The 22,331-nt window shown below is 47.8% G+C and carries 21 protein-coding genes and 2 pseudogenes; 10 read left to right on the forward strand and 13 right to left on the reverse strand.

Features of this window, described 5'->3' with window-relative positions:
• Positions 1-76: 76 nt before the first annotated feature.
• Both speE and speB read left to right on the forward strand, forming a co-directional pair.
• Positions 77-916 carry a polyamine aminopropyltransferase gene (gene speE, locus A0126_RS01275; protein WP_014969274.1) on the forward strand — a complete coding sequence of 280 codons (840 nt, stop codon included), beginning with the start codon at positions 77-79 and terminating at the stop codon, positions 914-916.
• Between the two features lie 60 nt (positions 917-976).
• Positions 977-1,849 (forward strand): agmatinase, encoded by an 873-nt coding sequence (gene speB, locus A0126_RS01280; protein ID WP_204251415.1) that lies wholly within the window; start codon positions 977-979, stop codon positions 1,847-1,849.
• A 410-nt stretch (positions 1,850-2,259) separates the two neighbouring features.
• On the opposite strand, the pseudogene A0126_RS01285 reads toward speB, so the two are convergent.
• Positions 2,260-2,625 (reverse strand): annotated as a pseudogene (locus A0126_RS01285) (IS3 family transposase); the annotation flags it as partial.
• Between the two features lie 585 nt (positions 2,626-3,210).
• On the opposite strand from A0126_RS01285, the gene A0126_RS01290 reads away from it, so the two are divergent.
• Together A0126_RS01290 and A0126_RS01295 are read left to right on the forward strand one after the other, a co-directional pair.
• Positions 3,211-4,005, forward strand: a complete 795-nt coding sequence (locus tag A0126_RS01290; protein WP_088836104.1) for a DUF4397 domain-containing protein — start codon at positions 3,211-3,213, stop codon at positions 4,003-4,005.
• Positions 3,965-4,591 (forward strand): class F sortase, encoded by a 627-nt coding sequence (locus tag A0126_RS01295; protein WP_239456797.1) that lies wholly within the window; start codon positions 3,965-3,967, stop codon positions 4,589-4,591. Before A0126_RS01290 ends, A0126_RS01295 begins: the two co-directional genes overlap by 41 nt.
• A gap of 86 nt (positions 4,592-4,677) precedes the next feature.
• Here A0126_RS01295 and A0126_RS01300 read toward each other — a convergent pair whose 3' ends face one another.
• The 9 genes from A0126_RS01300 to A0126_RS01340 form a co-directional block, all read right to left on the reverse strand.
• A complete protein-coding gene (locus A0126_RS01300; RefSeq protein ID WP_088836105.1) occupies positions 4,678-5,985 on the reverse strand; it encodes a globin-coupled sensor protein in 1,308 nt (435 codons plus the stop codon).
• A gap of 209 nt (positions 5,986-6,194) precedes the next feature.
• A complete protein-coding gene (locus A0126_RS01305; RefSeq protein ID WP_029332396.1) occupies positions 6,195-6,419 on the reverse strand; it encodes a hypothetical protein in 225 nt (74 codons plus the stop codon).
• 86 nt (positions 6,420-6,505) lie between these two features.
• On the reverse strand, positions 6,506-6,712 hold the full coding sequence (locus tag A0126_RS01310) for a cation transporter (protein ID WP_088836106.1): 207 nt from the start codon (positions 6,710-6,712) through the stop codon (positions 6,506-6,508).
• A complete protein-coding gene (locus A0126_RS01315; protein ID WP_088836107.1) occupies positions 6,709-8,841 on the reverse strand; it encodes a heavy metal translocating P-type ATPase in 2,133 nt (710 codons plus the stop codon). Before A0126_RS01315 ends, A0126_RS01310 begins: the two co-directional genes overlap by 4 nt.
• A gap of 12 nt (positions 8,842-8,853) precedes the next feature.
• Complete coding sequence (locus A0126_RS01320; RefSeq protein ID WP_088836108.1) at positions 8,854-9,150, reverse strand: metal-sensitive transcriptional regulator; 297 nt, start codon at positions 9,148-9,150, stop codon at positions 8,854-8,856.
• Positions 9,151-9,278: 128 nt separating this feature from the next.
• On the reverse strand, positions 9,279-10,811 hold the full coding sequence (locus A0126_RS01325) for a DHA2 family efflux MFS transporter permease subunit (protein ID WP_088836109.1): 1,533 nt from the start codon (positions 10,809-10,811) through the stop codon (positions 9,279-9,281).
• 226 nt (positions 10,812-11,037) lie between these two features.
• Complete coding sequence (gene ytxJ, locus A0126_RS01330; RefSeq protein ID WP_029332401.1) at positions 11,038-11,364, reverse strand: bacillithiol system redox-active protein YtxJ; 327 nt, start codon at positions 11,362-11,364, stop codon at positions 11,038-11,040.
• Positions 11,365-11,368: 4 nt separating this feature from the next.
• A complete protein-coding gene (locus A0126_RS01335; RefSeq protein ID WP_088836110.1) occupies positions 11,369-12,994 on the reverse strand; it encodes an acetolactate synthase large subunit in 1,626 nt (541 codons plus the stop codon).
• The gene (locus A0126_RS01340) at positions 12,991-14,430 is read right to left on the reverse strand and encodes an NAD-dependent succinate-semialdehyde dehydrogenase (protein WP_088836111.1); all 1,440 of its coding nucleotides are present in this window, start codon (positions 14,428-14,430) and stop codon (positions 12,991-12,993) included. Before A0126_RS01340 ends, A0126_RS01335 begins: the two co-directional genes overlap by 4 nt.
• 361 nt (positions 14,431-14,791) lie before the next feature.
• Here A0126_RS01340 and A0126_RS01345 point away from each other — a divergent pair, with 361 nt between their 5' ends.
• The 6 genes and pseudogenes from A0126_RS01345 to A0126_RS19455 form a co-directional block, all read left to right on the forward strand.
• Complete coding sequence (locus tag A0126_RS01345; RefSeq protein WP_088836112.1) at positions 14,792-16,492, forward strand: glycoside hydrolase family 13 protein; 1,701 nt, start codon at positions 14,792-14,794, stop codon at positions 16,490-16,492.
• Between the two features lie 239 nt (positions 16,493-16,731).
• Positions 16,732-17,154, forward strand: a complete 423-nt coding sequence (locus A0126_RS01350; protein WP_239456799.1) for a YwiB family protein — start codon at positions 16,732-16,734, stop codon at positions 17,152-17,154.
• Complete coding sequence (locus A0126_RS01355) at positions 17,144-17,563, forward strand: hypothetical protein (RefSeq protein WP_088836113.1); 420 nt, start codon at positions 17,144-17,146, stop codon at positions 17,561-17,563. The genes A0126_RS01350 and A0126_RS01355 overlap by 11 nt, the downstream gene beginning before the upstream one ends.
• Before the next feature lie 182 nt (positions 17,564-17,745).
• A complete protein-coding gene (locus A0126_RS01360) occupies positions 17,746-19,065 on the forward strand; it encodes an APC family permease (RefSeq protein ID WP_088836114.1) in 1,320 nt (439 codons plus the stop codon).
• 21 nt (positions 19,066-19,086) lie between these two features.
• On the forward strand, positions 19,087-20,130 hold the full coding sequence (locus tag A0126_RS01365) for a zinc-binding dehydrogenase (protein ID WP_088836115.1): 1,044 nt from the start codon (positions 19,087-19,089) through the stop codon (positions 20,128-20,130).
• A gap of 199 nt (positions 20,131-20,329) precedes the next feature.
• A pseudogene (locus A0126_RS19455) lies at positions 20,330-20,446 on the forward strand (IS30 family transposase); the annotation flags it as partial.
• 27 nt (positions 20,447-20,473) lie between these two features.
• Here A0126_RS19455 and A0126_RS01370 read toward each other — a convergent pair.
• The 3 genes from A0126_RS01370 to tnpA all read right to left on the reverse strand — a co-directional run bounded on the left by A0126_RS01370 (position 20,474) and on the right by tnpA (position 22,322).
• Entirely contained in the window at positions 20,474-20,698 is a 225-nt protein-coding gene (locus A0126_RS01370) for a hypothetical protein (protein ID WP_088836116.1), read from the reverse strand.
• A 128-nt stretch (positions 20,699-20,826) separates the two neighbouring features.
• Positions 20,827-21,918 carry an IS200/IS605 family element RNA-guided endonuclease TnpB gene (gene tnpB / locus A0126_RS01375; RefSeq protein ID WP_088836117.1) on the reverse strand — a complete coding sequence of 364 codons (1,092 nt, stop codon included), beginning with the start codon at positions 21,916-21,918 and terminating at the stop codon, positions 20,827-20,829.
• 5 nt (positions 21,919-21,923) lie between these two features.
• Positions 21,924-22,322, reverse strand: coding sequence for an IS200/IS605 family transposase (gene tnpA / locus A0126_RS01380; protein ID WP_088836118.1), 399 nt, complete (start codon positions 22,320-22,322; stop codon positions 21,924-21,926).
• Positions 22,323-22,331: the final 9 nt, after the last annotated feature.

The raw sequence follows: 22,331 nt of genomic DNA on the forward strand, positions 1-22,331 counted from the left end.
ATGATTAAGAAGCGCCGTAAACGCCACTCGCATACGAACAACTTTTGTCTTGAGAAAGAAAGGGGTTCTATCGCAAATGGAACAAAAATTAAAGTTATGGTTCACGGAACACCAAACGGAAGATTACGGTATCACATTCCGTGTCAACCACGTTTATGAGAGCGAACAAACGGAGTTTCAACGCCTGGAGATGGTTGAGACGGACGAGTTCGGTACAATGTTGTTACTTGACGGGATGGTCATGACAACGGACAGAGATGAGTTCGTGTATCACGAAATGGTCGCACACGTCCCATTGTTCACACACCCGAACCCGAAATCGGTTCTCGTCGTAGGTGGGGGAGACGGCGGAGTCATCCGTGAAGTCTTAAAACACCCATCGGTCGAAAAAGCAGTTCTCGTCGAAATTGATGGCAAGGTCATCGAGTACTCGAAGAAATACCTTCCGAACATCGCAGGTGGTTTAGACGACGCACGCGTCGAAGTCATTGTGGGTGACGGATTCATGCACATCGCGGAAGCGGTCAACGAATACGATGTCATCATGGTCGATTCGACAGAGCCGGTCGGTCCTGCCGTCAACCTGTTCACAAAAGGATTCTACTCTGGAATCTCGAAAGCATTAAAAGAAGACGGTATTTTCGTCGCACAATCGGACAACCCATGGTTTACACCAGACTTGATCCGTGATGTACAACGTGACGTCAAAGAAATCTTCCCAATCACAAAACTATACATCGCGAACGTTCCGACGTACCCGAGCGGTCTGTGGACATTTACGATTGGATCGAAAAAACATGATCCACTCGCTGTCGCACCAGAGCGTTTCCATGAAATCGAAACGAAGTACTATACACCGGAACTTCATACAGCAGCGTTCGCGTTGCCAAAGTTCGTCAAAGATTTAACGATTTAATTTCAAAGTAGGAGTGTTCCGTTTTCAGGGACACTCCTTTCTATGACTGGAGGAATAGAAATGCGTTTTGATGAAGCATATTCAGGTAAAGTCTTTATCGCGAGTCAACCGACTCACGAAGATGCAAAAGGTGTGTTATACGGCATGCCGATGGACTGGACGGTCAGTTTCCGCCCGGGATCACGTTTTGGCCCGGCGCGGATTCGTGAAGTATCACTTGGTCTCGAAGAATACAGTCCGTATTTAAACGGCGATATCGCCGATGCGAAATTGTTTGACGCGGGTGACATTCCGTTGCCGTTCGGCAATGCCCAAAAGTCACTCGACATGATTGAAGAGTATGTCGATTCGTTACTGACGGCAGGTAAGTTCCCGCTCGGTATGGGGGGCGAACACCTCGTGACGTGGCCGGTCGTTAAAGCCTTTGATAAACACTACGATGATTTCGTCGTCTTACATTTTGACGCACATACGGATTTACGTGACGAGTATGAAGGTGAACCGCTCTCGCATTCGACACCACTCAAAAAAATCGCCAACTTGATTGGACCGGAAAACTGCTATTCATTCGGCATCCGTTCAGGGATGAAAGAAGAATTCGAGTGGGCGAAGACGTCCGGTTACAATTTGTTCAAGTATGAAATCGTTGAACCGTTAAAGACTGTTTTGCCGAAGCTTGCCGGTAAAAAAGTTTATGTGACGATTGATATCGACGTCCTCGATCCGTCTGCTGCACCAGGAACAGGTACACAGGAAATCGGCGGCGTGACAACAAAAGAGTTACTTGAAGTCGTCCACATGATTTCACGTGCTGACGTCGACGTCATCGGAGCCGATCTCGTTGAAGTCTGCCCGGCATATGATCAGTCTGACATGACAGCGATTGCCGCTGCGAAAGTCTTACGTGAAATGATGATTGGTTTCATTAAGTAAATTTGTCTGAAATGATTGCGGGATATGTAAAAAAGTAGCGTACAAGGGGTTGTCCTTGTACGCTACTTTTTTCAGACTGTAGACAACGTGCTATTGGGAGATAAAGCGTCTTTTTTCGTTGCTTTCCTCGGGCGAGGCGCAAGCCGCTGCTCCTTGGATCCTAGCGGACAATGAGCAGGGTCTTGCCTGCCTCTGCAAGTGCGTTAAAAACGCACTTTTTCCCGTAGGAGTCAACGAAACGTGACGCTTTTTAGGTAACATCGTGACGGAAAGCCGGGAATGTAGATGGTTTAGAGCGCAATCCGTCTCGAATCTACATTCGGACGTTACAAATGCTTAGCAAAGGGTAGTGTAATCATATGAACTGAGCCCTAGAGTTTGGACAGTTTAATAAAAGCACCCTTAACGTATTAAGCTGCTATGAGATGGCTTCGGTATTGTACCGGAGTCATCTTTTGTAGTTTCCATTGTCTTCGTTCGCTATTGTAATAATCAATGTAAGCATCGACCATAGCGCAGACCTCATCGAGGTCAGATGCTAATTGATAATCGACATAATCTTTCAAGTGCCCAAAGAATGATTCCATCGGGGAATTATCCAGGCAGTTTCCTCGACGTGACATGGATTGAAGCATCCCCATCTCACGAATCCGTGCTTGATAAGCAGGATGCGTATAATGGAAACCTTGATCGGAGTGTATCATGGCTTCCGGATGTGTATTCCCTTGAAGTCGTTCTGCGAGTTTATTCGTCGTATGACGTAAATCTTGAATTCTCCCTTGTATTGGATGGTGCGATCCGATACCGAGGCTACGTGGGGATTCGCTTCAAGTTGTCTGATTTGATCTGGATTAAAGGTACGTCTGTTCATAAATAGTCCTCCCGTCTAAATTGAATAGATACAGTATATCGATATCTCTGAACACAAAAAACCCCGAATGGGGTCTTTTATCAAGTGTCCACCATTTAGGGTTCAGTTCATCATATAGACGCCTGCCTGTTTTTTTTTTACAACATCCCGAAAGATTGCCGCTTGAATCATATGATCGATAAACCGATCCATGTGGTGCTGAAAAACATGATGCGTCTAAAAAGACATAGGATGGGCAGTACATTTCTTCATTTGTACAGTTTATCAGTTTCAGTTAAAGAAGGTGGGGTGAATGGAATACGGTAGTGAGATGCTGGAGACTCCGAAAGGGGATAGCGTACAACTGTTACTCTCAGCACATCGGAATATTTACAAAGTACTGCAAATTAGTTTAAATTCAAGATGTCACCGCGAATGAAATATTTTATTCTAGAATGAAAGGTTGGCTTGAGAAGCGAAATACATTATGACACGAGAGGTGGAAAAAATGATGAAGAAATTCATATCGTTCGTTACCGCTGCGTTTTTGTTTGCACTATTCGTGCTACCGGTAGGTGCAGCAGATGACGCAATGGTGCGTGTAATTCACGCTTCACCAGATGCTCCGGCAGTTGATATTGCCGTCGATGGCGAAACAGCTGTCTCAGGAGCGGAATTCAAAGCTGTCACAGACTATCTCACTCTTCCGGCAGGAGAACATAAAGTTGAAGTCTTCGCTGCAGGAACAACAGAAGATCCTGTACTTTCTCAAACACTCAACATTGAAGCCGGAAAATTTTACTCAGTCGCGGCAATCGGTAAATTAGCAGATATTAAACTCGCTGTCATGGAAGACAATGGTCAAGGTGAAGATGGAAAATCAATGGTTCGTGTCGCGCACTTTGCACCGGACGCACCAGCTGTTGATGTCGCCCCTAAAGGTGGAGACGCACTCTTCAGTGACCTTGAATTCTCGAAAGTCTCAGACTATGGAACACTCGATGCCGGCACGTATGATCTTGAAGTACGACCAGCGGGCGCGATGGATGTTGTCAAAGCACTCGACGGTGTTAAATTAGATAGCGGTAAAAACTATACAGCGCTTGCAATCGGTCTTCTTGAAGGAGAACCCGCGTTTGATGTGCTCTTGATTCCAGATGGCGGTGAAATGGCTGCGATGCCAGACACAGGACTTGGTGGATCAGCAGACACATCTTCAATGGCAACGACTTGGGCACTTGTAGCACTTGCTGGAGCGGCCCTAGTTGGAACAAGTTATGTCATTCGCCGTAAACAAAACGCGTAACAGTTTCTTTCTGATCTTTCTCATTCTCGCTGGATGTGGAGGAACAGAAGAATCTGTTCCTCCTTCGAAGCCAGTCGAGCAAGCGACACCTGCAATCGAGCAAGCAATACCTGAATCCGTACAAGAAAGTCGTGAAACGGCTAGTTTTATCCCGGCGACACTATCGATTGATGCGATTGACGTGCAAGCAAAGGTTGAAATCGTGGGGAAAGACAAGCAAGGGCGGATGGATGTTCCGAAAAAAACCGATCAAGTGGGTTGGTACCGATACGGCGCGGAGGCGAACCAAACCGGAAATGTCATCCTCGCAGGTCATTTAGATGACACGGAAGGTCCCGCTGTATTTTACGATTTAGCAAAGATGAAACAAGGACAACGAATCGAGTTACGATCAAAAGCAGGGCAGACGATATCTTACGTGGTGACAAACGTAACCTCCTATCCTGTAGATGAAGCACCCGTTGGTTCGATTTTTGGGGCAACGGTCGCTAAACGCCTGACGTTGATTTCGTGTATCGGAACGTTTACGAAATCAAAAGGGTATGATGAACGGTTAGTCGTAACCGCCGATCAAGTGGAAGAGTAACAAGCAATACGGAATCAAAAAAAGACCAATCCGTCATGGGTTGGTCTTTTTTTAGATGAAGCTCAACCTGAACAAATCAAAAAAACTTACGCGTTCGATTCCGATGCTGCGACGAGGTTCGTTGTCAAAGCCGAGAGACCTTGTGTCGTTTGACTGATTCCTTGAATCGTCTGAACGATTTGGCCTAAGTCGTTCTTATTGCGCCCGAACATCTCCAAGTAATTCTCCATCTCTTTTTTCACTGTGTGAATCCCACTCTTCACTTGTTGCAGTTCTGTCCGAGAGGCGGAGTTCGAACGTGTGATGTCTTCCATCTGTGAGACGAGTTGAGTAATGTTGACATTATTTTTTTGGATGAGCGTATTAATGCTGCTGCTTAACAATTTCGCATTTTCAGCGAGGTTACGGACTTCGATTGCGACGACAGAGAATCCTTTCCCATGCTCACCGGCACGTGCTGCTTCGATTGAGGCGTTTAAAGCTAAGAGATTCGTTTGGTTCGCGATGTCTTCGATACCTTGTGTCATCTTGACGATTTCGTCAGATGTCGTTTTTAACTGTTGGATGCTTGTTAATGATGTATTGACTTGACCCGTCGATTGGACGAATTGTTGTTCCATTTTGTCCATCTGTGCTTCATTTTCTGATGTTAAGCCAACGAGATTGCGACTTGTTTTCTCGGTCTGATCCGTCTCGGATAAGATTTGTGTCGCCCGTTGACTCGTTTCGAGAATGGCCCCTTCTGTTTGTTCGACCGTACTCGCGACCTCCTGGCTGACACGGACGACGTCTTGCAGAAGTCGTGTGCGTGCTTCATTGGCTGCACCTACTTCTTCTAATCGTGCGTCGACATACTGACTTGTAACGATTTGCGCATCCAAGTTCATCGCATGAGTCAACGCGAGGATTGCTGTTGCAAGTTGCTCCGGATCTTCCTGGAAATGCTCGACGACTTTAGGAATCAGTAAGGTGTTGAATGCTGCGTAAGAAGCGATGAACCACGTAACAGGGACGAAATTCCGGTTATGCGTTTTACCCATGCGTTTTCGCATCGCAAGAAACTTCTCGTCCATATTTCCGGTCAAGAGGCTACCGAAATAGTCGGCAAATACTTTTTTCAGGCGTTGACGTGTCGAAGCATTTTCAGCAATCTGCACCATTTCCGGGTGGAGAAGGAGTTGGTCAAGTACTTGTTCGAGGACTTCGTCTAATACAGAATTGACGACAGGAGCCATCGCTTTTAACGTTTGCAATTGTTCTTCAGTGTAGCCCATATATTCAAGGCGTCCTGCTAAAGTGGGATCACTTGTTTTTGTAATGAATTTTTTATCGGGAAATCCGATTTTTGCCTGATAGGTTGAGCTTGATGATTTAGTTTTAAATGGGTTGCGCACAGTAAGCCTCCGATTTTCTTCAAATTAAGAATGTAATAGTCTTATTCTTTATCGGTTGCTAAAGGAAAAAACAGTATCTTTTTTAGAAGGAAACTCTCTAGAAGTTAAAAAATATTGACCTTAAACGAAAAAAGCTCATGATCCGGGATCATGAGCGGAAGCGTGTTCGATCGTACATCATGTATTTTTAAAGAGAAAGTGAAAGAAAGTTAGACCGGTTGATCTTCTTGGAAGGCTTGTTTTGCATCGTTAAGTGCCCGCATCCGGCTAACGCACGATTGAATGAACTGGATATCAATCGAACTAAACCGCGTGACGGGGCCTTTGGCTGATTCGGCACTAAATGTGAAGGTTCCGAGATTCCAAAGTTCGATTTTAAATCGTTTTCCTTTGTTGTCGTCGAAGTGTTGTACGAATTCGATTTTCGGTACCATACGAACCCCTCCTTGTTAGTCCATTCCCCTTTTTCCGCAATTAAAAAAGCCAAACTGTGCGGTAGCAACAGTTTGACTTGAGAAAATTAAGCGGGCGCGACGTCATAGCCGATTTCTTCGATGGTTTCGACGAGACGTTCTTGTGTGACATCCTCATGGACGACAGTGACTGAATTGTCAGAGAGCGAAACAGTCGCCGTTGTGACGCCGTCCAGTTCGTTCAGTGCTGATTCGACACTTGCTTTACAGTGGTTACATGTCATACCGATGACGTTTAAAGTCGTTTCTTTCATGAGTGAGTTCCTCCTTTAGTGAGTGGGGTACGTTTTAAGCGTAACGCATTCGTGACGACGGAAACAGAGCTAAATGCCATCGCTGCTCCGGCGAGCCACGGAGCGAGCAGTCCGAGAAAAGCAACGGGGATTCCGATCGTATTATAGGCGAGTGCGAAAAAGAGATTTTGGCGAATGTTCTTCATCGTCTGTTCACTCAACCGAATCGCCGTCGCGACTTGTTGTAAATCGTGTCCAAGCAGTGTGACGTCAGCTGCTTCTAAGGCGACATCCGTCCCGCTACCAAGAGCGATTCCGACGTCAGCCGTCGCAAGCGCTGGCGCATCGTTAATTCCGTCACCAACCATGGCGACGCGGTGTCCCGCATCTTGAAGGGCTTTGATGTGATCGGCTTTTTCGATGGGTAAGACATCTGCAAACACATGATCTGTTGGAATACCGAGTTCCGTCGCTAGATTGAGGGCAACGTCTTTTCGGTCACCCGTCAAGAGATAGACTGCTTTTGTCTGTTGAATTTGAGTGATGACGTGTTTCGTCGTCGGCTTCAGTTCATCGCGAATCGCATAACCGGCTTCAACGTGCCCGTCGACGGCGACATAGACGAATGTCGCGTCGGCAGAAGACCAGTCCGGGACATCGAACTGTTGATCCCGCATCATTCGTTCAGAACCAACCAGGATGTTGCGACCGAGAATCATCCCGCTGACACCACGACCGGCATCGACTTGAAACTGTTCGATATCGAACACGACATCACGTTCTTCCGTGATGGCATGAGCGAGCGGATGCTCTGATTTTTTTTCGATGGCTGCTGCGAAGTCGAGTGCTTGTTCGTTCCCGAACGTCTCGACGACGACAGGGCGTCCGACGGTTAGTGTACCTGTTTTATCGAAAACGACGGCATCGACATGTTGTAACGATTCAAGCTGGGCACCGCCTTTAAAAAGCACACCATGCTCAGCACCTTTACCCGTTCCGACCATGATCGATGTCGGGGTCGCGAGTCCTAATGCACAGGGACAAGCGATGACGAGAACAGCGATTGCAGGACGAATTGCTTCAGCGAATGATCCAGTCGTCAACCACCAGGCACCAAGTGTGATGAGAGCGATGGCGACGACGATTGGCACGAAGATGCCTGAAATCCGGTCGGCTTGTCGTTGGATTGGCGCTTTTTCTGTCTGCGCTTGTTCAACGACGCGGATGATGTTCGCAAGCATCGTCTCCTGACCGACTTTCGTTGCTTCAATCAACAAATTCCCATTCGTATTCAAGGTTCCACCAATGACGGTATCATCGGCACCTTTATGCGCAGGAAGCGGTTCACCGGTCAGCATCGATTCATCGAGATAGGCATCACCGGATAAAATCATCCCGTCCATCGGAATTTTCTGTCCCGGTTTGACGACGATCTGCATGCCTGGTTGAATCTGATCAATCGCGACAGTTCGTTCCGTGCCATTGTCGAGGACGACGGCATCCGTTGCCTGCAGGGACAAGAGACTTTTGATTGCACCAGTTGTTTGTTGTTTTGCCCGATCTTCGAGTACTTTACCGAGGAGGACGAGCGTGATTAAGATGGCACTTGTTTCAAAATAAAGGTTCGGCATTGCCGGATGGATGAGCATTTCTGCGACCGAATAAAAGTAAGCGGCAGACGTCCCAAGTGCGACGAGGACATCCATGTTGGCACTACCGCTCCGGAGACTCTTATAGGCACCGACATAGAACGGCGCCCCGATAATGAATTGAACGGGTGTAGCCAGTGCGAACTGGAGCCACGGATTCATCAGGAACGTCAGATGGACCGGACTATTTGGAATGTGCGACACCATACTGAGTAAGAGTGGTAACGACAACAAGGCGGCGATGAAAAAACGATAGAGCATCCGCCGATCTTGCACTGTTTCATGAGGGGCCGACTTAATGGTCGCGCCGTAACCGACCTTCTTGATTTTATCAATGATTGCTTGTTCATCGAGTTCGTCGGGGACTGCAATCCGCGCCGTCTCGAGTGGTAAGTTGACCGTCGCATCGACACCGTCCATCCGGTTCAGGACTTTTTCGATTCGGGCTGAACAGGCGGCGCATGTCATGCCTTCGATGTTCAATTCGATTGTTTTTGACATACGTATACCTCCTTACTTTTTGAGTCGGGCGATGACGGACATCAGTTCGTCGACATAAAGATCTGTGTCTTTCTGTCCGGTAGCTGCATCATGCATACACATCTTCACATGACGTTCGATGACTTGCAGTTCGACTTGACGAAGAGCGGCTTGAATCGATGCCGTCTGTGTCAAAATATCGATACAATACCGATCTTCAGCGACCATGTTGGCGATACCACGGACTTGCCCTTCGATACGCTTCAAACGTTTAGTCAATGCGTCCTGCTCTTCAGAAGAGCGGGGGACGAGTGGATGATCGTGTTGCATAGGAACACCTCTTTCTGTTGGTGGTTGATGTCTACACTGTATCATATAGGGGTAGGGGGTACAAGTATATTGATTTGCAGGATTAAAAAAATACGCCACCCGAATGGGATGGCGTATTCAGTCGGACCTTATTGATTAGACACTTGAGGTTTGATGATTTGTTCGTTGCGCGAACGACCACTGATGATATCTTCCGCTTGCGTCGCTCGTTTGATGAAGAACGAAAGGATGAACGCAACACCCGCAATGAACGTCGAAATGAGGAAGGCGTAATTGATGCCGTCCAGTGTCGCTTGCATCATGATTTGTTGTTTCAACGCAGCAGCAGCCTCTGCTGTCGGTTGACTTGTCATGTTTTTAGCGGCCTCTTCGGCAAGTTCCGTCCCACGTGTCTTCGCATGCGTCGACATGATCGTAACGAGTAATGCCGTTCCGATGGCGCCGGATACTTGCTGCAACGTATTGTTCATTGCCGTTCCGTGCGGATAGTAGCGCGTCGGTAACTGGTTTAAGCCGTTTGTCGAGACGGGCATCATGACCATCGACATCCCGAACATCCGGAGTGAATACAAGATGATTAAGTGTGTATACGTCGTGTCCATCTTCAGTTGACTGAAGAAATAACTCGTGACGACAGTGATGAAGAGACCGGTGATTGCGAGTGGGCGTCCGCCAATCTTATCGAACAACTTCCCGTTGATCGGTGACATGACTGCCATGAGGATGGCTCCCGGTAGTAACATCAACCCTGCATCGAGTGGAGAAATGCCACGGATATTTTGGACGTAGATCGGTAAGAGCAGCATCCCGGAGAACATCGCCACCGTGACGACGATTGAAATGGCAGATGAGAGAGCGAACATCGGATACTGATAAATTTTGAAGTTCAACATCGGACGCTCCATCCGTAACTGACGCAGGATGAAAGAAACGAGCGCAATCACACCGATTGTCAGCGCGATTGTGACGTGTGGGCTGTCCCACCCTTTAGAACCGGCAGAACTAAACCCGTATAGGAGTCCACCGAAACCGAATGAGGATAAAACAACTGACATGAAGTCGAGTTTAGCATCCGACCGTTCTTTGACGTCACGGAGTAAGACGATTCCGGCAACGAGAACGACTAAAGCGATTGGTGTGATGAAGTGGAATAACATCCGCCAATCATAGTGTTCGATGATCCAGCCTGACAAAGTCGGTCCGATTGCGGGTGCACCCATCATAATGAGCCCGAAGAAGCCCATCGCCGTCCCGCGTTTTTCAATCGGGAAACTGACGAGCATGACGTTCATCAAGAGCGGCATCATGATTGCTGAACCAGAAGCCTGAATCATTCGTCCTGCCAACAGGACGGGGAATTCACTTGCGAACCCGGCAAGGATTGTACCGAGTGAGAATAATGTCATCGCGAGGATGAATAGACGACGAACAGAAAATTTTTGAATCAGAAAAGCAGATGTCGGAATTAAAATCCCGTTGACGAGCATGAAACCAGTCGACAGCCACTGGACGGTCGATGTTTCGATGTTGAGATCCTTCATGATCGAAGGAAGGGCGATGTTAAGTAACGTGTTATTTAAAAAAGCGATGAAGGCTCCAATCATCAATACGGAAAGGATACCGTAGGGGGGACGATTAGAAGCAGTTTTTTTGTGTTGCATGATTTTCCTCCTTAATGAACTGACGGTACACATTTCTATACGGTCGTTATATCTGTTGTATATCTTAATCTGATTTCAAGATAAATACAAACATTAATAACTAAGAAAGGTAATTTTATTTTTAATGAAGAACGAATGGCTCTGAAGCTTGTTGAAAGTAAAAAAACACCCGACTCTAAAAAAGAGTAGGATGTTTTTTGTAAACCGTCAGTAGTGATGAAAGGTCTCAGCCGACATGCGTGTTTAGGGCATCATTTGTAATGTCATAATGAGCTGCGGACCAAGTCGCACGTCCTTTTTCGATGAAGATGACTTGTGGTGATTCATGACGAACATTGTAATGTTCGGCGATGTGATTCGACAGCGTCCGTGCTTCTTGGACGAGCAAGTAGGCAGTCGGTACTGACGTTGCGTCAGCAAATTTCGTGTATTCAGAAAAACCGGCGGCACTGATTGGACAGGTCGTACTGTGTTTACAAATCACGAACGAGTCGTGTTCGGAAACGAATTGATCAAAGTCAGAAATCGATTGAAGTTTTCTAAGTTGTGGCATAGTATCATCCTCCATACGTCCGTAGACGTTCGCTTAACTTTAGATTTTCCCTGTAATCGACCGGACAGTCAATCAAAACAGGTCCGTCACTGTTTTGAGCCTGTTCGAGACAGTTCGAGAGACTGCCGTGTTCTCCGACACGAAGTCCGAGTGCACCGAAAGCCGTCGCGAGTTCGACGAGATCAGGGTTATCGAATTCTGTAAACGGTGCCCGGCCATAAGCCTGCTGTTGTTTCCATTCAATCAAGCCGTATGTGCCATCACGCCAAATGACGACAGTGATGGGGAGTTTCAAACGAACTGCTGTCTCGAGGTCTTGACCATTCATTAAGAATGCACCATCACCAGAAGCACAGAGTACCCGACGCTCCGGGTGCAGCAGTTTTGCAGCAATCGCGCTCGACAGACCATAGCCCATCGAAGAAAAGCCGTTCGAGATGAATAATTGATTAGGGCGTGTCGTTTGGAAATGACGACCGAGCCAAACTTTATGGGCCCCGACGTCTGAGAACAACATGCCGTCTTCACCCGTCGCCGTCTCGAGGGCACGAACGATACTTTGAGGGTGGAGGGGCAATGCCATCGAATAGGTTGCTTGAATTTCTTGTCGCAACTTATCACGGTCCGCCTGCCAACCTTCCCAGGCCCGCGTCGGAATCGCTTCTGCTAACAGACGTAACGAATCAGACAGCGGACCAACCAAGTTCGCAACGACAGGATAATACTGGTCAATCTCATGCCGGTTCGTGTCGATGTGGATGACAGGTGTCCGGTCCGGATTCCACTTCGAAGGCGGCAACTCGGTAATATCGTAACCGATGGCGATGATGAGATCGCTTTGGTCGAGAATCCGTTGATTGTAGTCGGTATTCGGTAAACCGATTGTATGGGCGGCGAGCGCATGTTGCGAGGAGATGACCCCTTTACCCATCATCGTCTCGACAACAGGTGCTCCAAGCTTTTCAACGAACGTCCGGAACACAGCGGTCGCTTCGCTCCGGTTGATTCCAAAGCCGGCAATCACGACGGGCCGCTCCGCTTGTTCGATTTGTTTTAAGACCGCGCTGTCTTTGACGGATGTCGGGTGTAACGTATCCGGTTCACTGTCGCGTAAAAGTGGTGTCTTGGCATCGACATCTGCCTTTGCGATATCTTCCGGAAAAGAAATATGTGTCGCACCCGGCTTATCACAACAAGACTGGGCGAACGCTTGACGCACGATTTCCGGGATGACTTCTCCTGAGACGACCGATGTACTCGACTTCGTGATCGGTCGGTACATCTCGACTAAATCGAACATTTGATGGGATGCCTTGTGCTGGCGCCATGTCGCTCCTTGTCCCGTAATCGCGACAACAGGCGAGTGGTCCATCGTTGCACTTGCGATGCCCGTCATCATGTTCGTCGCACCTGGTCCGAGCGTCGATAAGCAAACACCGGCACGACCGCTTAAGCGACCGAACATCGCTGCCATAAACGCAGCATTTGTTTCATGGCGTGTCGTGATGAACGTAATATCCGATTCACTGATGGCGTCGAGTAACGTAATGTTTTCTTCTCCCGGGACGCCAAAGATGTGCGTGACCCCTTCTGCTTCGAGGCAGGCGACGAACCGTTCTGCCGCATTCATGCGTCCATTCCTCCAATCGAAACATATTTGGTTTCAAGGTACGCTTCGAGACCTTCCGATCCACCTTCGCGTCCGATTCCTGACTGCTTCATACCGCCGAATGGTGCTTGTGCGGCAGAGGGAACACCATCATTCCAACCGACGATGCCGTAGTTCAATTGTTCAATCGTCCGCATCGCGCGGGCATAGTTATTCGTAAAGACGTAAGATGCAAGACCGAACGGCGTTTGGTTTGCATAACGGATGGCCTCTTCGTCAGAGCTGACACGTTGAACGGGAGCAACGGGACCGAATGTTTCTTCATTCATGATTAACATTTGCGGTGTGACATCGGCGAGGACCGTTGCTTCATAATAGTAGACATCTTTTTCTTCATCTGTCGTTCCAGTCCCACCTGTGACGATACGGGCACCGGCTGACGTCGCATTGTCGACGTGTTTTTTGACTTTGTCATAACCGGCTTGATTGATCATCGGACCGATGTTCGTTGTTTCGTCGAGTCCGTTCCCGGTTTTGAGCTTCGCTGTCGCTTCGCCCAGTTTTTCGACGAACGTATCATAGATTGAATCGGAGACGTAGATCCGGTTCCCGCAGACGCACGTTTGTCCACCATTACGGAATTTCGACTTGATCGTTTCCGCGACGGCGAGATCAAGGTCACAGTCGTCAAAAACAAGAATCGGAGCGTGTCCGCCGAGTTCGAGTGACATCGCTTTGATCGTCTCAGCACCTTGGGCCATCAATGTCCGACCCACTTCTGTTGAGCCTGTAAATGTGATTTTGTCGATATGCGGATGCGTTGCGAGCGATTCCCCAAGCTCTTTACCGCTTCCTGTGACGGCATTGACGACGCCATCCGGTATCCCGACTTCCTGACAAAGTTCAAGCAGGCGAAGGGCAGTCAGTGGTGTCGCAGTAGGTGGCTTCAGGATAAACGTACAGCCTGCAACGAGTGCCGGTGCCATTTTCCGTGTAATCATCGCAGCCGGGAAATTCCAGGGTGTGATGGCAGCGACGACACCGACCGGTTGTGTGATGACATGAAGCCGTTTGTTCGTATCGTGCGAGGGAATGATGCGTCCATAAGCACGTTTTCCTTCTTCAGCGAACCACTTGACGAAGTTTGCCGCATACTGGACCTCACCTTCAGATTCTGCGAGCGGTTTCCCCATTTCAAGTGTCATCAAGCGGGCGAGTTCATCTTTTTTCTCAATCATCTTCTCGTAAAGCTTCTCAAGCAGTTCAGCCCGTTCATAGACACTTCGTTTCGACCAAGCCGGAAACGCCTCGCGTGCCGCTTCGACGGCGTCATTGACATCCGATTTCGTTCCGTTCGGGACACTCCCGACGACTTCCCCGGTTGCGGGATTTTTGACGTCCGTCCGTTCACGATTATGATCAAGCCACTTTCCATCAATCAAAAATTGTCCGTCCATCTTACAAAATCCCCCTTTTTTATTTGCATTGTTAAGAATATACCCGAACGAGGAAAAAAAGATTCATCTTTCGACAGAACTTCATGCAAAAGGCTAGAAATCGACCGATAAAGAGTGTAGGATAATTCAGTAACTGTAATGTATGCATGACTGAAATATTGTTAACAAACGTCATCACTTTGAAGTGCCGGAAACAGACCGGGAACGTTGACATTGCATGTGTATTTGATAAGATGAAGGTAGAGTATTTGCGCAATCGATTGCGCTAAAAGAAATGAATCGATCACCCTTATAACAAATGAGCAATTATGATGAAAAAAATCAATGGACTAAGACAGACCGATGAGAGGATCTATATACGATGACACAAATGATACCGCGCCCAGAAACGGCCCAAAAAACCTTAACACGAGCTTGGTGGAAAGAAGCTGTCGCTTACCAAATCTACCCACGAAGCTTTTATGACGCAAACAACGATGGAATCGGCGATATTCCGGGTATCATCGCAAAACTTGATTATTTGAAAGATTTAGGTGTCGACGTTCTTTGGATTTGTCCGATGTTTAAATCGCCAAATGACGACAATGGTTATGACATTAGTGATTACGAAGATATCATGGATGAGTTCGGGACGATGGCAGACTTCAATCTCTTAATGGAAGAAGCGCACAAACGTGATATTAAAGTTTTACTCGATCTTGTCGTCAACCACACATCAGATGAGCATCCTTGGTTCCTCGAATCGCGTTCTTCAAAAGAGAATGAGAAACGCGACTGGTACATCTGGAAAGATGCCGTCAATGGTGGGGAGCCGAATAACTGGGAAAGCATCTTCGGCGGATCCGCGTGGGAATATGATGAAAAGACAGAACAATATTTCTTACACGTCTTTTCGCGTCGCCAACCGGATTTGAATTGGCAAAACAAAGACATGCGTCAAGCGATCTATACGATGATTAACTGGTGGCTCGATAAAGGAATTGATGGTTTCCGAATCGATGCCATCAGCCACATCAATAAAGACCAATCATTTGCCGACTTACCGAATCCACTCGGGATGCCACACGTGCCGTCGTTTGAGATGCATATGAACGTCGATGGGATTCATGAGTACTTGGAAGAACTCAAAGACGAAACGTTTTCGAAGTACGACATCATGACAGTCGGTGAAGCGAATGGTGTTACACCGGAAGAAGCAGATCTTTGGGTCGGCGAAGAGAACGGAAAAATGAACATGGTCTTTCAGTTCGAGCATATGGACTTATGGCGGTCAGATGCAGAAAAAGGTGTCGACGTCGTCAAACTGAAACAAGTTTTGACGAAGTGGCAAAAAGGTCTTGAAGAAACGGGCTGGAATGCACTCTATCTTGAAAATCACGATAAGGTCCGTTCCGTTTCACTTTGGGGAGATGAAGAGCAGTACTGGAAGGAAAGTGCGAAGTCGCTTGCGATGATGTACTTCTTCATGCAAGGCACACCATTCATCTACCAAGGGCAGGAAATCGGGATGACGAACGTTCAATTCCCGGACATTACGGATTATGATGACGTCGCGACGAAAAACATGTACGACATGCAACTGGGCTCCGGGAAGACACATGAAGAAATCATGGAAGTCATCTGGAACTCATCGCGTGACAACTCACGGACACCGATGCAGTGGACGAATGAGCAAAACGGCGGTTTCTCTACGCAGTCACCATGGTTCGGTGTCAATCCAAACTACGCTGACATCAATGTCGCGTCGCAACAAGCAGATGAAGATTCGATTCTTAACTTCTACAAACGGATGATTCAAATTCGTAAAGCAGAAGAAACATTGATTTATGGAGAATATGATTTGATTTTACCGGACGACGAAAAAGTCTACGCCTACACCCGGACACTCGGTGACGAACAATTCTTAATCGTCACGAACTTAAAAGGTGAAGCAGCGGACATCGACACGGACATCATCCTCCATTCGGATAATCTCGTTCTCGGTAACTACGTGACGGCTTATCACGAAGGAACAGAACTGGCGCTTCGTCCATTCGAAGCACGTCTGTACCGGGTACGTTAAGGAACGGGGATGAACGTTCCGACCTGTACGCAGCGAATGCCAATGATCCCGTTTATGATACGGGTTCATTGGCATTTTCTATGTCTCCTCATCTCGGTCCTGACGCTCTGAGACATATCTAAGATACATTTGGAAAAGAGTGAATCCTTTTTGAGTCAGGCTATTTTGTGTAGATTGTCAGTTTGCGACCGTGCGCATGAGGAAAAAATCGTGTACGCTAGACAATGAGGTGATAAAAAGTGAAACCAAAACGTTATCCCGTCCTGCTGCGGCAAGTGACGACGATTCAAGATGACGCGATGCGTGAATCCGTCGATCTCGAAGCAGAAGGTATGCTATTCGAGACGAAGGACGGTTTTGCGGTAAAATTCGTACAAGAAGACGAGCAACCGATTGATACGACGATCAAATGGTCGCATGACCAAGTTGCATTGAACCGTAAAGGTCCTGTCTCGATGCACCACGTGTTCATTTTAGGACAACAAACAAAGAGTGGATATGAAAGTCAGTTTGGTCAGATGTTGATGCAGACGGAGACCCACACGATTGAAATGCGCGACCAACAGATGCGCTTCACCTACGACTTGATGATGAATCATCAGGCGGTCGGAACGTATACGATTGAACTAACATGGAAACGGAGTGAGACAGATGGCGTTTGAACAAACGGTAAAAGAGATGGAACAGATGCTCGACGAGGAATGGTTCGAGTGGTTGGAAAATGATGAGGATAAATACAATGCGTGGCGCGATCAGCTCGAGACACTCGCAGAACAAGTCATGACGGAATACAATCCGAAAGTCGAGACGGACGCAATCGATTCATTGTTGTTAATCAATGAAGAATTGCCGGTTCTGTACGGAGAAGATACAGTCATGTTGTATACGGCGTTACTTCACGCCCGAAAAGAGGACGAAACGGTCTACGAGCGCTACCTCGCAATTCTCGGTGCGTTCGCAGAAGAAAACCACCCGGCGCTCCGTCAAGTCGAACAAGCTGTCGCGAAAAAAGATTACCAGACGGCGTATACAAAAGCAGTCAAGTTGCCGCAAGCGTTAGGTCTCGAATGACGGCGGGTTAGACAGAATTGCTTTTTACCACGCTAAAGGTGATGACGAAATAGAGAGGTGGGTTTTGATGCCCCCCTCTCTATTTGTGTTCAAAAAATTGTTTGCAGACACGCTATTTCTCGATCGCTGTTTAAACCTAAGAATTTTCAGGGTAATGATTGCAATAGAGAGGAGTGGGGAAAATGGCAGAATACAAGAAAGACAGTATCAAGTTAACAGGAGCCATCGGACTCGGAACAGGCGTCATGATTAGTGCCGGAATCTTTGCCTTGCTTGGGCAAGTCGCAGAACTGTCCGGGACATGGTTTCCGTTCATCTTCATCATCGGTGGAATCGTGACGGCATTCAGTGCCTATTCCTACATCAAACTGAGCAATGCCTTTCCGTCTGCCGGCGGAATCGGAATGTTCCTCGTCAAAGCGTACGGGAAAGGAACGATTACAGCAGGTGCCGCCTTACTGATGGCCTTGTCGATGGTCATCAATCAAAGCTTGGTCGCCCGGACGTTCGGGACATACTTACTGCAATTATTCCCGGGGGATCAAGCCGACTATCTCGTTCCCTTACTTGGTGTCGGTTTGTTGGTCTTCGCCTTTTTAGTCAATATCGCAGGGAATGCCTTCATTCAATCCTTTTTACTTGTCGCCTCGGTCTTGAAGGTCGCGGCACTCGTCGTCTTTGCGATTATTGCGTTATCCATCGGTGGCTTTTCATTCGTCCCGGAGACGACGGGGAGTGCACCCGATGTCACAATCACCGGCTATATTGCGGCAGTCGCCTTAACGATTTTATCGTTTAAAGGGTTTACGACGATTACGAACAGCGGGTCTGAAATCGTCAATCCGAAACGCAACGTCGGCATCGCAATCATCGTGTCGATTTTAATCAGTCTGGTCGTTTACCTCTTGCTCGCCTTCTCGGTGTCAAGCAGTCTATCGCTCCAAGAAATTATCGATGCGAAGGATTATGTTCTGGCGGAAGCGGCACGTCCGGCACTTGGTGACGCCGGTGTCTGGTTCACGGTGTCAATCGCGCTCCTCGCGACGATTTCCGGAATCATTGCCAGTGTCTTTGCTGTCTCACGGATGCTCGCGATGTTGACGGACATGACGTTGATTCCGCACCGACACTTCGGGATGCCGGGGTCGGTGCAAAAGCATACGTTAGTTTATACGATCGTCATTGCGATGGTCTTAACGGTGCTGTTCGACTTGACACGCATCGCCTCGATGGGCGCGATTTTATATCTCGTCATGGATATCATCATTCATGTCGGTGTGCTGAAACATCTTCGGAAAGAGTTGAGCGTTAATCCATTCATCGTCATCAGTGCAATCATCCTTGACGCGATTGTCCTTGGTGCCTTCGTCTACGTCAAAGCCTCAAGTGATTGGCTCGTCGTCGTCGTGTCACTGATCGTCATCGCCGTCGTCTTCTTTGGTGAACGGCTGTTCTTGAAGCATGTCGATGAAGAGGATGCGTCAAACGATAAATCAGAGTGAGTTTGAAAGGGAGAGATGATCATGAAAGCAGTCGAAGTCAGAGGATACGGGGACGTGGACCAGCTCGCCGTCGTCGAGCGTCCGATTCCGGAAGCAGGTCCAGGAGAAGTACTCGTACAAGTCAAAGCGTGTGCGATCAACAATACAGAAATTTGGATGCGTGAAGGGGCCTACGGGACGGACGCAAAATCGGGTTGGAAACCGGAAGGCGTTCAGTTTCCACGCGTCCCGGGTTCTGATATTAGCGGACGGATCGTGAAAGTCGGGACGGGAGTAGAAGAAACACAAATCGGGCGGGACGTCGTCCTGTTTCCCTTTACCTCAAGCGGACCGGACGGAACGGAGCATATCGCGCAGGATATGTCGTTTATCGGCTCGGAATACGACGGGGGTTACGCGGATTACGTCGTCTGGCCGGCTGAACTCTGTTACGATATGCCGCTTGACGACTACACGAAAAGTGCCGTCTTCTCCGTCAGTGGTTTGACGGCGTGGCACATGGTCGAGCAGCTCCAACTGGAACCGGGACAAACGGTACTCGTGACCGGGGCGAATGGTGGTGTCGGTTCACTGAACGTTCAAATTGCCGCACGTGTCTTTCAGGCAAACGTCATCGCCCTTGTCGGAGATCTTGCACTAAGCGACCAGTTAAAACAGTTTGGGGCGACACATGTCCTCTCGTATAAATCAGAGCAGCTGGCAGATGATATTGTAGCGGCGAACGGTGGACCCATTGATGCCGTCCTCGATGTCGTCGGAGACGCGTTATTCGCGACCTCACTCGCCGTCTTAAAAAATGGCGGGAAGTTCTGTATCTCCGGTTCAGCCGGGGGTCAGCAGACACAGCTCGACTTCCGGACGGTTTACTTGAAGCACTTGACGCTGTATGGTTCTGTTCTCGGAACGCGCGCAGAATACGGACGGATGCTTGAAGCGATTGCCGCCGGGAAACTCGAACCGGTCATCGACCGGACGTTCCCGCTCGAGGAAGCGGGGGCAGCGCAGACGTATTTCAAGGAAGCGGGGAAGCTTGGGAAAATCGTTTTGTTGCCAACGGGCGAATAATTAACTTTATACAAAAAAACCGACGGATTCTGACCTTCCTTGGAAAGTGAGAAGCTGTCGGTTTTTTGTATGTGACGAATTGTAATATTAAGTGCAACACCTAGCTGAAAACACAAAAAAAACCCATAACGGCCTCGTGTAGAATAGAGTTACCACACAAAATTCAACGGAGGATTCGTTATGAGCTATGTTCATCTTACTCAGTCGTTCTGAACTCGCTCAAGCGCTCGCCTGGATCAATGGGAGACCGCGAAAATGTCTCAACTGGAAAACTGCATACGAGGTCTTCACGGAAGAAGTGTTGCACTTAATTTGACAAACCGTCATGTGTTAAAAAGAAAGATCAAAATACAGCTTCTGTCCGTTCTGTTTCGGATAAGAGTTTAGCGTGGATGCCGCGTTGGCATAACGATTGTTGGAACGACTGATCAATCGGGCGATAGCCTTTTTCGATTAAATCGTTGATGTAAAGCTTGTTGTATAGGAAAGCAAACGCGATATTGATTACGATACTCAGGATGCCGGCTGTCGCAAATGCTGCGATGAAACCGAGAACAAGTTGAATCAAGCCCCATGTGAACTACTCACCACTTATTTGCTTCGCAAATTGAAGTGGGAGCTTCTTGGGAAGATCGTACTTTTACTAGCTACGGTTATTTACCAAGCTCATCGGGTGGTTCTCACCCTGAAGGGTTTTCAGTCTGCCAACATCAACAAGTTGATACTCGCATTAATATCTCTGTCATGATGAGCGCCGCAAGTACACGTCCATTCGCGTACATCGATCGTTTTCTTCTCGCCTTTTACTCCACAAGAAGAACAGATTTGAGTAGAGGCGTACCATTGATCCGCTTTGATAAGTGTTCGTCCATAGAATTTGCATTTGTATTCTAACTGTCGGACGAACTCATACCAACTGACATCTGCAATCGATTTGGCGATTTTATGGTTCTTCATCATGTTCTTCGACTTTAGTGTCTCAACGACGATGACTTGGTTTTCGTCAACGATCCGTTTCGACAGCTTATGAAGAAAATCTTTACGTTGATTTGCAATCTTTTCATGCTTCTTCGCGAGGATCATCCTCGCCTTCTCTCGGTTCTGACTCCCGATTTTCTTGCAGGACAAGGCGCGTTGCGCCTTCTTTATCTTCTCTTCGGACTTTCGAAGAAAACGAAGATTGTCAACTTTCTCAGAAACACGCTCATCGTTTGTCATGATGGCGAAGTGCTCCAAACCAAGGTCGATTCCTACTTTATTCTTGGCTAGAACCCATTGCTCTTCGGCTTGATTGACAAGGATGGAGATGAAGAATTTCCGGGTCTTCGTCATCGAGACCGTCGCGGACTTGATCACACCATCAAACGGACGATGTTGTTTCAACTTCACAAAACCGATTTTAGGAAGTTTCACCTTACGATCTTCGATGCGGATGCTCCCCTTCAGATTGTTTGTCGTGTAAGAGGCCCGGTCATTGTGCTTCGATTTGAATTTCGGAAACCCGACAGACCGATCTCGAAAAAAGTTGGTATACGCCTTGTTTAAGTCCATCTGAGCGTTCGCAAGAGAAAGACTGTCGACTTCTTTGAGGAAAGGGAATTCGGACTTGTACTTCGCTGGGGTTGGGAGCTTCTGCTTCGTGTCAGGATTGAGCTTCGAATCTTCAAACAATCGGATACGTTCTTCGAGCATCTTATTGTAGACGAAACGGACACAACCGAACGTCTTCACGAAATATTCTTGTTGGGGTTTCGTCGGATAGAGTCGAAACTTGTACGCCTTCAGCAAAGCAATCACTCCTTTCCTTGTTTTTCGATATAATGTCTGATGACGTCGCTTGTCGCACCACCGGTCGTCACCAGACAGTAACTTCGAGACCAAAACATGTCTTTCCATAATCGTTTCTTGACGTGCGGAAAGTCTCGTTTGATCAGTCGGCTGCTTGCGCTCTTGTAGGCGTTCAGAAACTTTGACATCTCCGTGTTCGGGTGTGCTTTGAACAGCACATGGATATGATCGCCGTCATGATTCCACTCGTTCAGCGTGATATGATACGACGCGCCGATTCGTTCGAACGTCTGTCTCGCGAACTCCGAGATGGCGTCATCGATCACTTTGCATCTGTATTTCACGACGAGGACAAGATGATAATTCAGAAGAAAGACTGAATGTTTATTTGTGTCCATTTTCATTGATATATC

The organism is Exiguobacterium sp. N4-1P (assembly GCF_002214325.1).